The sequence below is a fragment of the Arthrobacter sulfonylureivorans genome (assembly GCF_047607445.1).
Lineage (GTDB): Bacteria > Actinomycetota > Actinomycetes > Actinomycetales > Micrococcaceae > Crystallibacter > Crystallibacter sulfonylureivorans_A.
Window position 1 is genome coordinate 85967 of the sequence record NZ_JBLKRT010000006.1, and the last position, 13841, is coordinate 99807.

Sequence of the window (13841 nt, forward strand, 5' to 3'; positions counted from 1 at the left end):
CTGCGTCTGGCTGTTCGTGTGCCGCTTGGTCGGTTGCTCAGCGCGGATCCATCACCGTGCCGAGGAAGAGCGGGAAACCCGTGGGCAGGTGGATGATCTGGTAGAGGAAGGGCCGGTCGAACGAAAGCTCGATATCAGGCTGCGGCGGCAACGATCCCGACATCACATCCAACTGGGTCACTGCCGCGGCGATGGTTCCCTTTTCCCCGACCGTGATGTTGGCCTGCTGGGCGGCGCCGGTCACCGAGGCATCCTGCTGGATCGCCTCCAGATCCGGATCCGGCCCAAAGGTCTCGTCAAGCCCCAGGCCGCGCAGGATTGGCAGCAGATCCTGCCGGTGCGTGTGGTTCCAGCGGGGCAACTCCAGAACGACCAAGGCCTCCGCCGCGTCATCCATCACTGTCGCCACCTCCGCCAGCCCGGCCTGATCCAGCACAGGGCTTCCGCCGTCGGGCAGGACGAGCCGCATGACGAAGCCGTCGCCGTAGGGCAGGTCCAGGCCCTGCCAGCCCGTCCCGCGCGCGTACCAGGCCTGTACCAGGTTCCCCATCATGGGCACGGAGACCTTCTCCCCGGAGGCAGTGGTGAAATCTGCGTCCTCCGTGGCCGACGGGTCAAAAGGCTGTTCCCAGGCGGCCGCGAAATACACCGCGTTGAGCAGGGTCAGCGTGTTGCCGGGGTCGTAGCTGCCCGGCGCCTCGGTGATCCGGCCGCCGGTGTGCCGGTCCACCCACGCGTCCATCGCAGCCTTGGTGGAGGGAGCGGAATAGTCCACCGGGTAAACGCCGGAACCGTAATGCTCCGCCAGCAGGCGCAGGTAATTGTCACCGGTCGGCGTCTGCGCATCCACGAAGACCCCGTTGGCCAGATGCATCAGCGGCTTTCCGGGCGGCTCTTCCTCATCGACCGAGCCGGGGTCGCCGTCGAATTCTTCCCACTGGGCCAGCAGGGAGTTCAAGGCGGCGTCCAGGTTCTGCTCCGGCAGGCCCAGGGCCTTGTCCATCTCCTCCGCAGTGGTGCCGCCCGCGCCGGCGCGGAGCATCGCCACGGCGTAGAGCAAACTCACCGGCCCGGTGACCTGGTTCTGCTCCGGCGCGGCCGCGAGCATGGCCGCCCCCAGTGTGAAGGCCGAATGCCGGAGCGCATCGATCTCGGCCGGAAACTCTGCGACCGCCGCGTCGGCCCTGGCCACGCCTTCGGCCCTCAGCAACTCGGGAGGCGCCGCACAGCCGCCGAGCATGACCGCCGGCGCCACTCCCAAGGCGGCAAGCGCCGCCGTCGTCCTTCGTCGCACTCTGTTCTCCTGACTGTTGACCCCAACCTAGGCGCTGGCGGGGTCCGGGGCCAGAGGCCGCTGGATACGATCCGGTGACAACTGCCGGCAGACCCCGATTCCGGGCCCGGATAGCCGCCGCGGCGGCGTTACGTGGCCCAAGGCAACTGGTTGCCGGTAGGCTCTCGGTGTGACTGAGCAGACATCTGAACTGACCAAGACCCCGGAAACCGGGCGCATTCCGTCCGCCATCGACGCCGTAGCAGACGCCTACACGGCAACCCTGCTGGAACTGGACCCGTCGCTGGCGACCTCCCTCGGCATCCCCGGACACGAGACCGAATACCCGGACTTCTCCCCGGCCGGGGCGGAGGCCTACGCCGAAGCCACCCGGGAAGCCCTGCGGCGGCTGGAGGATCTGGAACCCACCGACGACGTGGACCGGGTCACGCTGGACGCGATGCAGGAGCGGCTGGGTCTCGAATTGGAGATCCACGAAACCGGCTGGAACTTGGCGGACCTGAACAACATCGCCTCGCCATCCCAGGACATCCGCGCCATTTTCGACCTGATGCCCACCCGGACCGTCGAGGACTGGAACAACATTGCCGGCCGGATGGCCAACGTCCCCGATGCGATCGCCGGCTATGTGTCCTCCCTCCGCGAGGCCAGGGACCGCGGACTGGTCGCTGCCAAGCGGCAGGTGCACATTGTCATGGAGCAGACCAAAGCCTATGCGGCCGAGGACGGTTTCTTCCGGGCGCTGGCCGGGCAGGCTGCGGTCGAAGAGGGTGAGCTGTCCGAGGACCTGCGCGAGAGGCTGGCTGCGGCCGCCGAATCCGCGGCCACTGCCTACAGCCAGCTGGCTGACGTGCTGGAGACCGAGGTGTTGCCGGCTGCCCCGGAGAAGGACGCCGTCGGCCGCGAACGCTACGCGCTCATGTCGCGCCGGTTCCTGGGGTCCGCGGTGGACCTGGAAGAGACGTATGCCTGGGGCGTGGCGGAGCTGGCCAGGATCATCGCGGAGCAGGAAGCAGTCGCCGAGCAGATCAAGCCCGGCGCCAGCATCGAGGAAGCGATGGAACTGCTGGATGCCGACCCTGCGCGGCAGCTCCACGGCACCGATGAACTGCAGGCGTGGATGCAGGACCTGTCCGACAAGGCCGTGGACGAGCTGTCCGGACACTTTGAGATCTACGAGCCGATGCGCCGACTGGAGTGCATGATCGCCCCGACCCATGAAGGTGGCATCTACTACACCGGCCCCAGCGACGACTTCGCCCGGCCGGGCCGCATGTGGTGGTCAGTGCCGGAAGGCGAGGACAGCTTCACCACCTGGAAAGAAACCACCACGGTCTACCATGAGGGCGTTCCCGGCCACCACCTTCAGATTGCGACGGCGACCTACCGCCGCGAGCTATTGAACAACTGGCGGCGGAACATCTGCTGGGTCTCCGGCCACGGCGAGGGCTGGGCGCTGTACGCCGAGCGCCTGATGGACGAGCTGGGCTACCTGGCCGACCCGGGCGATCGGATGGGAATGCTCGACGCGCAACGGATGCGGGCGGCCCGCGTGGTGTTCGACATCGGCGTCCATCTGGAGCTGGAAGTCCCCGAACGCTGGGGTTCCGGAACCTGGACTCCGGAGAAGGGCTACGAGTTCCTGCGCCGGAACATCGCGATCAGCAAGGGCCAGCTGGACTTCGAGTTCACCCGCTACCTGGGCTGGCCGGGCCAGGCTCCGTCCTACAAGCTGGGTCAGAAGCTCTGGGAGGAAATCCGCGAGGAGCGGCGGCGCCGTGAAGGCGCCGCATTCGACATCAAGGCCTTCCACAGTCAGGCGCTGAACATCGGCTCCGTCGGCCTGGACACCCTACGGCGCGCGCTGCTGGGCGACGAGCCGGTTCCGTCCGACAGCTGACTCATCTGCCAGCCCGTGCGGGCAAACAGGAGGGCCGATGCATCCCCCAACGGTGCACCGGCCCTTTCCTGTGCCGGGTCCCTTCGGCCCCGGGCGGGGCGTACTCTCCGGCGGGAGCAGCAGCTCCCGCGAAAGATCGTACGGTCAGGCAACCGGGCCAGCGGGTAACCGCGGCGAATCTTTACGCTCAGGTCACAGCGCGGAAACACGCTAAGCAAGGTTGGTTTTTCCGGCAGCGGCTAGGCTAGATCGGGTGACCGACCTCCACCTGATTCTCGCCTCCGCGTCCCCCGCCCGCACCAAGCTCCTGTCCGAAGCCGGCATAGCACACCAGGTCCTGGTCTCGGAGGTGGACGAGGACGCCGTCACGGCCAGCTATGGGATCACGGACCCGCACGACACCGCGCTGCTACTGGCCCGGGCCAAGGCCGAAGCGGTGGCCGCCCTGCCCGAATCCGAGGGCACCCTGGTGCTCGGCTGCGACTCGGTCTTTGAACTCGACGGCGAGCCGTACGGCAAACCCCATGAGCCGGAGGTCGCCCGCGAACGCCTACGCAAGATGAGCGGCCGGCACGGCGTGCTGCACACCGGCCACTGGCTGGTGGACTGCCGTCCCACTGCCTTTGATACCGAAGACCCGGAAAACCACGACGCCGGATCGGGCGCCACCGTGGGCGCGGTCGCCTCCGCCGCGGTGCATTTCGCCCAGCTCTCCGACGCCGAGGTCGACGCCTACGTGGCCACCGGTGAACCCCTCCACGTTGCCGGCTCTTTCACCATCGACTCGCTCGGCGGAGCCTTCATCGAACGCGTCGACGGCGACCCGCATGCCGTGGTCGGGCTGTCTGTCTCCACCTTGCGCCGGCTGCTGGCCAATGCCAACGTCCAGATCACCGACCTCTGGAAATGACCCTCCCAACGATTTTGTAGGACTCCTACAAAGAACAGCCGTTGCACACGCACAAACGGCATGATTCGTGAGCGATTCCCGCAAAAGCAAGCTAGGCTCCTCAAGGATAGAAGGAGCATCGAATGACCCAGCGCATCACCAAGGTACTGATCGCCAACCGTGGTGAAATTGCCGTCCGCATTGTCCGTGCAGCACGCGACGAGGGCATTGCCTCGGTCGCTGTCTATGCCGACCCGGACCGGGATGCCCTGCATGTCCGGCTGGCGGACGAGGCCTTCGCACTCGGCGGGAACACCGCCGCCGAATCCTATCTGGTGATGGACAAGCTGCTGCAGGTGGCCCAGGCTGCCGGTGCCGACGCAGTCCACCCCGGCTACGGTTTCCTCTCCGAAAACGCCGAATTCGCCCAGCGGGTCATCGACGCCGGCCTGACCTGGATCGGCCCCTCCCCCGAAGCGATCGCCCAACTGGGCGACAAGGTCCAGGCACGGCACATCGCCGAACGGGTCGGCGCTCCCCTGGTGCCCGGCACGCCCGACCCGGTGGCGAGCGTGCAGGAAGTGCTTGACTTCGCCGACGCCCACGGCCTGCCGCTGGCCATTAAGGCCGCTTACGGCGGCGGCGGCCGCGGCATCAAGGTGGTCCGCGACCGGCAGGACATCGCCGAGTCCTACGAATCAGCCGTCCGCGAAGCCACGGCGGCGTTTGGCCGCGGAGAATGCTTCGTGGAGCGCTTCCTGGATGCTCCGCGGCACGTGGAAACCCAGTGCCTTGCCGATGCGCACGGCAACGTGGTGGTGGTGTCCACCCGCGACTGCTCGCTCCAGCGGCGCAACCAGAAACTCGTGGAGGAAGCTCCGGCACCCTTCCTGTCCGCTGAGCAAAACGAACGCCTGTACGCCGCCTCCAAAGCGATCTTGCGCGAAGCGAAGTACCAGGGCGCCGGCACGTGCGAATTCCTGGTCGGCCAGGACGGCACCATCTCCTTCCTGGAGGTCAACACCCGCCTGCAGGTTGAGCACCCGGTCTCGGAGGAAGTCACCGGCATTGACTTGGTCCGCGAGCAGTTCCGCCTTGCCCGCGGCGAGGAGCTCGGCTACGAGGACCCGGAAGTGCGCGGCCATTCCTTCGAATTCCGCATCAACGGCGAAGATGCCGGCCGGAACTTCATGCCCGCCCCGGGCGTGGTCGAGACCCTGCGCCTTCCCACCGGCCCCGGCGTCCGCGTGGACTCGGGCATCGAAGCAGGCGAAGTTGTCGGCGGAAACTTCGACTCCATGCTGGCCAAGCTGATCATCACCGGCAGCACCCGCAGCCAGGCCCTCGAACGGGCGCGGCGGGCCCTGGACGAGATGGAAATCGGCGGCATGCCGACCGTGCTGCCGTTCCACCGCGCCGTAGTGGCCGACCCGGCGTTCGCCCCCGAGCATGGAGCGTTCAGCGTCCACACCCGTTGGATCGAAACCGAGTTCCGCAACGACATTCCTGCCTTCCAGCCCGCCCAGGCCGCCTCGGCCGACGAAGACGGTGAGCGCCAGCGTGTGACCGTCGAGGTCGGGGGCAAGCGGCTGGAAGTCGTGCTTCCGGCCGGCCTCGGCTCGGGTATGGGTGCCGCCGCCAAGTCCAACGGCAAGCCCAAGCGCGCCCGCGGGCGGTCCGGTGCGGCCGCCGGGGCCGCCGCCAGTGGCGACGGCCTGGCCTCGCCCATGCAGGGCACGATTGTGAAAGTCGCCGTCGCCGAAGGCGACGCGGTCGCGGAAGGCGATCTCGTCGTCGTACTCGAGGCGATGAAGATGGAACAGCCGCTCACGGCCCACAAGGCCGGGACGATTTCGGGCCTTTCCGCCAAGGCCGGGGACACTGTCTCCGCCGGCGCGGTGCTGGCCACGATCGTGGACTAGCAGCGCTTTTCCCGGCCCGACTGTATCAGCCGTTGTAGTTCCGTCACGTTTTAGCGCCAAGTGGGCGCGGGAACTTATAAGCAGGCTTCCTATGCTGTACCGTGATGCTTACAAGGAGCAGGACCCGGCCGCCCGGCCGGGAGACAAATGAAGTATCACCTACATAAAGGAGATGCACGTCATGGGTTTTCTAGCATTCCTCTTGCTTGGACTGATTGCCGGCGCCATCGCCAAACTGATCCTTCCGGGACGGCAGGGCGGCGGCTGGATCGCCACCCTGATCGTGGGCGTCATCGGCGCCCTGCTGGGCGGATGGATCGGCGGCATGGTAGCGAGTGTCGATATGAATGATTTCTTCAGCCTCGCATCATGGATCTGGGCGATTATTGGAGCCCTGATCGTGCTGGTGATCTGGGGCTTCATCACGAACAGGAGGAGCAGCACCGTCTGACTGTGACCGCTTGAGCTGCTCCTTAGCGGTATCTGGCCCGCCGTCCCGTCCGGGGCGGCGGGCCTTTGTTGTGCCCCGCTCGTGCCAGCGTTGCTGCCTTGCCCTGACGCCGCGTGCACGCCCGCAGGTTTTCCCAAGGGTGCCCGTGACAACCTCCACACCAGTGGCCCTGCCGGTCTGCGCACCATTCCGGCAGCAACGGCCATTGCTTTGCGGGTTCGGCGCCCAAGAGCCGGACCCCCTGAGATGGGGAGAAAAAATGGGCAACTCACCGCGGCACCGGTCACCGGGCCGCCGAACAAGTCTCAGTCTGGCAGCGCTGGCCACTGGCAGCGCCGTCATTCTGTCCGGGGTGATGCTACCCGGCGGAGTAGCGGCGGCGGCACCGCCGCCGGGCCAGGACTTCAATGTTTCGCAGGGCGATCTGGAATTCATCATCAAGCAGATCGACATTTCCGAGGCGCATGCCGAGGACACGCTGACCAACCCGGACTCGTCACCGCTGTGTAAGTCGACATCGACCTTCGATGTCTCCGAGCAGACGCATTACGACCTCGACGGCGACCCCTGCGTGGGATCCCCGTTGCTGCCGTTTGGCCTGCGCACGGTCGACGGACGGTGGAACAACCTGATGCCCGGCCAGGACGGCTACGGCACGGCGGGCACCACCTTCCCCCGGTTGTTGGAGGCTGACTACAAGCAGGCAGAAGCCACTCCGCCTTTTGCCCCGGGCAACAATTCGCCCACCCCCGGCCCAATGACCAGCTACGAGCAGACCGACGGCTTTGTCTACGACTCGCAACCGCGCACCATCAGCAACCTCATCGTCGACCAAACGACATCCAACCCGGCGGCCGTCAGTGCCGCTGAGCGGATCGAGGGCGCTTCCGTCGAAGGTACCGGCGAAGCACGCCGGACCGCCGGCCTGGACCGTTACGACACGGCCGCCCAGATCAGCAAGGCGAACTTCGCGCCGAATGTGCCCGTGGTCTACCTTGCCACCGGGGAAAACTTCCCCGACGCGCTGGCGGCCGGACCGGCTGCGAGCGCCGGCAACGGGCCACTTCTGCTGGTGACTGGAGGTGGAATTCCGCAGGCCACGGCAGATGAGCTGGCTCGTCTACAGCCCGAACGCATCGTTGTGGTGGGTGGCGACGGGATTGTCAGCAATGGCGTCCTCGACCAACTGACGTCTTCGCATCCGGAGGCAACCGTTGAGCGGATTTCCGGAGCCACGCGCTTTGAGACTGCGGCACAGCTCAGCGCGGACGCTTTCCCGGACGGAGCTAACAAGGTCTACATCGCTTTCGGCCACAACTTCCCGGATGCGCTCGCCGCCGCGGCTCCGGCCGCTCGTGACGGGCACCCGATCCTGTTGGTCAATACGGAAGACATCCCGGCCCCGACCGCTGCAGAACTGACCCGGCTGTCACCAAGCGAGATTGTGGTGCTGGGCGGCGCGGCGACCATCAGCAGCCAGGTCGAGACCGACTTGGCCGCCTACGCCAATGGCGGGACAGTTACCCGTTTGGGCGGTGAGACCCGATACGAGACCGCGGCAATGATTTCCGCCGCTAACTACGACGAGTCAACCTCTGAGGTCTGGCTGGCGACCGGCGAGAACTTCCCGGACGCGCTGGCTGCCATCCCGGCTGCCGCGCTGAAGAAGGCTCCCATCCTGTTGGTCCCCTCCGGGGGTGCCATTCCTGCCAGCGTTGCCGCCGAGATCGCTCGGCTGAGCCCGCAGCGCATCAACGTCCTGGGCGGAACCGCAACGGTCAGCGACGCCATCCAGCAGGAGGCTCAGGCGTTGACCACCGGAACGAACGTGTTCATCCCGGACATCGCCACCGACGAAGGCCTGTCCGCCTCCGCGACGTCGCTGTTCGTGATCTTCGGCCAGTTCTTCGACCACGGCCTGGACCTGGTGGAAAAGGGCGGCAACGGCACGATCGTCGTCCCGCTGAAGGAAGATGATCCGCTGTATGTTGAGGGATCGCGCACCAACTTCCTCACGCTGAGCCGGGCCACCATCGCCGACGGCGAAGGCCGCGAGCACACCAACCGCACCACCCCGTTCGTGGACCAGAACCAGACCTACGGCTCGCATGCCGCGCACAACGCGTTCATGCGGCAGTACGAGGTCGGCCCCGACGGAAGTCCGCAGCCCACCGGCCGCATCCTCAACGGTGTGAACGGCGGACTGCCGACGTGGAACGACGTCAAGAATCAGGCGCGGGACGTCCTCGGCTTCGAGATGGACGACTTTGACGCCCTGGACGTGCCACTGCTGGCAACCGACCCGTACGGGCACCTGATCCTGGGCGCCAACGGCCAGGCCCAGATCGCCGACGAGGGCGGCTTCATCGAAGGCAACCGCGACAACCCGGTAGCCACCGACGGGGAGACGGCGAACGTGTCCTTCCTAGACGACATCGCCCATGGTGCGACACCCGCACCGGATAAGCCAAACCCGGATGGCGGTCCCAACATCCCGGGCTACGACAATGTGGCCCTCGGCGAGCACTTCATCACCGGCGACGGCCGCGGCAACGAGAACATCGGTCTGACGTCGGTCCACCATGTGTTCCACGCCGAGCACAACCGGATGATGGAACAGATCCATGATGAGCTGCAGACCATGCCTGAGGAGTTGCAGGCCCGCTACGAGGCCGACGGCTTCTGGGACTACGGCGAGCGGCTCTTCCAGGCGGCCCGGTTCATGACCGAAATGCAGTACCAGCACTTGGTGTTCGAAGAGTTCGCGCGGCGGATCGCCCCGTCGATTGACGCGGTAGTCCTGAATGAGAACTCCTATCAGCCGCAGGTTAACTCGGCCATCAACGCCGAGTTCGCGCATGTGGTCTACCGGTTCGGGCACTCGATGCTGCGCGAGACGCTGCCGCGCGAGGTCAACGGAGAGATGGTCGACATTCCGCTGTTCGACGCGTTCCTGAATCCGAAGGCCTACGGGACTGCGCCGGACGGCTCGGCGCTCAGCGGAGAAGAAGCGGCAGGATCCGTCTTGAAGGGCCTGGCCAACCAGACCGCCAACGGCATCGATGAGTTCGTCACCGATACGCTGCGGAACCAGTTGCTGGGCTTGCCGCTGGATCTGCCGGCCATCAACATGATGCGCGCCCGTGACACCGGCACTCCCGGGTTGCAGGCAGCCCGGGCGACGTTCTTCGAGCAGTCCGGCGATCCCACCCTGCAGCCGTACGAAAGCTGGGAGGACTTCCGGCTCTCGATGAAGAACCCGGAGTCCATCTCCAACTTCATCGCGGCTTACGGCATCCACCCGTCGGTGCAGGAGGCAACCACGCTGAAAACCAAGCGCGCCGCCGGCGAGGCTCTGGCAGCGGATGCGGACTTCATGAACGCCCCCGCTGCAGAGACCGGTCTCGACGACGTCGATTTCTGGATGGGTGGCCTGGCGGAGAAGCCCTACATCTTCGGCGGCATGCTCGGGGCCACGTTCAACTACGTGTTCGAGAAGCAGCTCGAAGATTTGCAGAACGGCGACCGGTTCTACTACCTGACCCGCAACCTGGGCAACACGCTGTTCCACTCGTTGGAGGCCAACTCGCTCAGCCAGCTCGTCATCCGCAACACCACCGCGGACCGTGTGCCGCACGACGTGTTCGCGGCACCGCAGCTGACCTTCGACCTGGACAGCCCGCAGGCGGACCTGAATGCTGCCGGGTTGACCGGCAGCCAGGCCAACGGCTGGCGCTTCACCGGAGCGGAGCACGTAACCATCCAGGACAACGACCAGCCCTCCACCATCCGCGGAGGCTTGGGCGATGATTCCATCTGGGGCAAGGGCGGCAACGACCGGCTGGAAGGCGACGATGGCATCGACGCGCTCATGGGCGGCGATGGCAACGACATCGTCACCGACTTGTTCGGCGACGGCGACCGGCTCCAGGGTGAAGCGGGCAACGACGCGCTCAATCCCGGACCTGGCATTGCCGACCTGACCTTCGGTGGCTCGGGTAAGGACTTCATGCTGGGTGGCCATGACGGGGTGACCGCCCACGGCGGCCTCGGCGACGACTTCATGTTGGGCTCGACCGGGCGGGACACGATGTACGGCGACGAGGGCAACGACTGGCTGGAAGGCGGTGGAAACGCGGACCTTCTCCAGGGCGATATGGGCAACACGTTGTTCAATGACCCCAACCTGTACCACGGCGGTCACGACGTGATCATCAGCAACGGCGGAAACACCGATTTCGATGCCGAAGGCGGCGACGACGTCATGATCGCCGGTCCGGGCACCGAACGGTTCTCCGGTGTCCTCGGGTTCGACTGGGTGAGCTACAAGAACCAGCCGAACATGGTCAACGCCGACATGGGCTTCATCGTCGGCATGCCGCAGGACCTCACGGGTATCCGTGACCGGTACCTGCAAACCGAGGCACTGTCCGGCGGCAACGGCAACGATATCCTGCGCGGCTCCCAAGGCGGCATCGACCTGACCTTCGGTGACGAGCAAATCGGCTACGGCCACGATCTGACCCAGGAGCACCTGGACCGGATTGCCGGCCTGCGCGACCTGCTCGGCGGCGGGACCGTTCCGGAGTATGCCCGCCCGTTCCTGAAGGATGATCCGGTCAGCTACGACGGCGATGTGAACAACAACATCATCATCGGTGGTTTGGGCAGCGACCTGATCGAACCGCGGCAAGGGCGCAACTTCGTCGACGGCGATGCCTGGCTGAACGTCCGGGTGGAGCACCGCCCGGCAGGCGGCCCGGTGGAATCCGCCAACTCGATGAGCGCCTTCACCACCAGGGTGTTCCGGGGCCAGATCAACCCGGGCGACCTGCACATCGTCCGCGAGATCAAGCAACTGGAGAACCAGTCGGGCGTCATTGACACCGCGGTGTTCGAGGGCATCCGTGAGGACTACACCATCACGGAACTCGAGCCCGGCGTCTTCGAGGTTTCCAACACCTTGGAAGCTCCGGAGATGGCCAACGTGGTCCGGAACATCGAGCGGCTGAAGTTCAACGACTCAGTTGTCTGCCTGCCGCTGGGTACCACCGGAAACTGCGGTCAAGCCGAGGGCGAAGTTGTCCTCAACTACACGGATCCGATCACCGAGGACGGCACGCTCACCACCGACGCCTCCGGAGTCACCGACTCTGACGGCATCGATTCGAAGCTGACCTACTCGCTGCAGATCCTGACCGAGGCCGGCACGGATCCCTTCACCAACATGTGGGTCACCACCCAGGCGAACGAAACGGGCAAATTCACCCTTGGCGATGCCGAGGTCGGTTTCCCGGTCCGTGTCCTGGTGACCTACGTGGACGGCGCTGGAATCCACGAGCAGATTGCCTCCGACGCAACGGCGGAGGTGGCGAACGTCAATGATGCACCCACGGGGCTGACGATCGCACCGGCCAATCCGAGTGTCGGCGACATTCTGCGGATCAGCCAGCAACTGGAGGACGCCGACGGCGCCGAAAGCGTTCTGGAAGAGCCGGGTGGCGTTTACACCTGGCAGCAGAGCGCCGACGGCACCACCTGGGCCGACATCCCCGGTGCAACCGGAAACGGTGCTACCGCCACCACGTTCATCGTGACCACGGCGCAGCAGGACCACCAGATCCGGCTCACCATCAGCTACACCGATGACCGCGGACAGGCCGAGACGGCCCGCTCCAACGCCACCGGTATAGTGCCCAGCCCGGCAAACCCGCCGGCTGCTGAATAGGGGGACTTGAGCCAGTAAACACAAAGGAGGACCCGCGGCCACCGGCCGCGGGTCCTCCCGTGTGTCCAACGGACCAATCAGCTTGACTGGTTCTCGTAGTCCATGTCCTTGGTTTCCTTGCTGAGCAGCAGCGCGATCAAGGTCAGCACGGCGGCTGCGCTGAGGTAGAGGCCAACCAGCAAGGTACTTCCGTCTGCGGCCTGCCACAGCGCCACCGCGATGAACGGAGCCACCGAGGCGCCGAGGATCGACGAGAAGTTGTAGGCCACGGCGGAGCCGGTGTAGCGCACGTTGGTCGGGAACAGCTCCGGCAGAATCGCTCCCATCGGTCCGAAGGTCAGGCCCATCAGGGTGAACCCGATGATCAGGTGAGCCATGGTGCCGGCGAAGCCGCCGCCGAACAGCGGCACCCAGAGGAAACCAAAGGCCACAATGCCCAGTGACACCCAGATCAAGGTCTTCCTCCGGCCGAACTTCTCGGCGAGCGGACCAGCCACCAGCGTGAAGATTCCGAAGAACACGACGCCGATGATCAGCATCAGCAGGAAGTCGTTGCGGGCATAGCCCAGGCCGGCGGCGAAGGTGTCCGGGTCGAAGGGCTTTCCAGCCGCTTCGGCCGCCGCGGCAGCGTCCGCCGCGTTGGTGGCGGCGGTGCCGTAGGAGAGCGTGAAGGTGGTCATCAGGTAGAACAGCACATAGGTCGCCAGCATGATGAACGTACCCAGGATCAGCTGGCGCCAGCTGGTCTTGAACACGCGGCCCAGCGGCAGCTTGGTCACTTCGCCCTTGTCCACTACCTTCTGGAAGGCCGGGGTTTCCACCAGTTTCAGCCGGACCCACAGACCGATGATCACCATCACGGCGCTGGCCAGGAACGGAATGCGCCAACCCCAGGCCATGAACTGGTCATTGCTCAGGTTGATGCTCAGCAGCAGGAACAGCGAGTTGGCGATGATGAACCCGATCGGTGCTCCCAGCTGCGGGAACGTGCCGTAGATGGCCCGCTTGTTGGCCGGCGCGTTCTCGGTCGCCAGCAGTGCGGCACCGCTCCATTCGCCGCCGAGGGCCAGGCCCTGGGCAAAGCGCATCACGACCAGCAGGGCCGGCGCCCAGAAGGACCAGCCGTCCACCTGGGCGGTGGGCAGGCAGCCGATCAGGAACGTGGCGATGCCCATGGTGAGCAGGGATGCCACCAGGGTGCCCTTGCGGCCGTACTTGTCGCCGAAGTGCCCGAAAACAATCGACCCCAGCGGGCGCGCGATGAACGCCACGCCAAAGACCGCGAACGAGCTCAGCAGTGCGACGGCGCCGCTGGCATTCGGGAAGAACAGCGCCGGGAAAACGAGCACGGCTGCGGTGGCATAGACGTAGAAGTCGTAGAACTCGATGGACGTGCCGACGAGGCTGGCGACGATGACGCGGCCACGGGAGTTCACCGGCGCGGCCGGCGCCCCTTGGGTGACTGGTGCTGGTGTGGACATTGAATAACGGCTTTCGCTCGGATGAATATCGGACAGATTCTATGCTGAACAGTCCGCACTTCGGACATCCATTTCATTATGTGGACGGTCGTGGTATGGAGGCGTAGATCACATCCGGACGGCTGTGCCGCGCCGACTGCACCACTGGAGCAGGTAAGCGGCACTCGCTGTTATCC

General features: G+C 65.7%; 7 protein-coding genes. 5 read left to right on the top strand and 2 right to left on the bottom strand.

The window, feature by feature from the left end:
* Positions 1 to 37: 37 nt before the first annotated feature.
* The gene (locus tag ACMX2H_RS04600) at positions 38 to 1294 is read right to left on the bottom strand and encodes a serpin family protein (RefSeq protein ID WP_414959183.1); all 1257 of its coding nucleotides are present in this window, start codon (positions 1292 to 1294) and stop codon (positions 38 to 40) included.
* A 169-nt stretch (positions 1295 to 1463) separates the two neighbouring features.
* On the opposite strand from ACMX2H_RS04600, the gene ACMX2H_RS04605 reads away from it, so the two are divergent.
* From ACMX2H_RS04605 to ACMX2H_RS04625, 5 genes are all read left to right on the top strand, one after another.
* Positions 1464 to 3194 (top strand): DUF885 domain-containing protein, encoded by a 1731-nt coding sequence (locus ACMX2H_RS04605; RefSeq protein WP_414959185.1) that lies wholly within the window; start codon positions 1464 to 1466, stop codon positions 3192 to 3194.
* Positions 3195 to 3447: 253 nt separating this feature from the next.
* Positions 3448 to 4104, top strand: a complete 657-nt coding sequence (locus ACMX2H_RS04610; RefSeq protein WP_414959186.1) for a Maf family protein — start codon at positions 3448 to 3450, stop codon at positions 4102 to 4104.
* A 122-nt stretch (positions 4105 to 4226) separates the two neighbouring features.
* Complete coding sequence (locus ACMX2H_RS04615; RefSeq protein WP_414959188.1) at positions 4227 to 6005, top strand: acetyl/propionyl/methylcrotonyl-CoA carboxylase subunit alpha; 1779 nt, start codon at positions 4227 to 4229, stop codon at positions 6003 to 6005.
* Between the two features lie 181 nt (positions 6006 to 6186).
* Positions 6187 to 6456, top strand: coding sequence for a GlsB/YeaQ/YmgE family stress response membrane protein (locus ACMX2H_RS04620; RefSeq protein ID WP_414959189.1), 270 nt, complete (start codon positions 6187 to 6189; stop codon positions 6454 to 6456).
* A 259-nt stretch (positions 6457 to 6715) separates the two neighbouring features.
* Positions 6716 to 12184 (top strand): peroxidase family protein, encoded by a 5469-nt coding sequence (locus ACMX2H_RS04625; protein WP_414959190.1) that lies wholly within the window; start codon positions 6716 to 6718, stop codon positions 12182 to 12184.
* Between the two features lie 77 nt (positions 12185 to 12261).
* Here ACMX2H_RS04625 and ACMX2H_RS04630 read toward each other — a convergent pair whose 3' ends face one another.
* Positions 12262 to 13665, bottom strand: coding sequence for an MFS transporter (locus ACMX2H_RS04630; RefSeq protein WP_414959192.1), 1404 nt, complete (start codon positions 13663 to 13665; stop codon positions 12262 to 12264).
* Positions 13666 to 13841 lie beyond the last annotated feature (176 nt).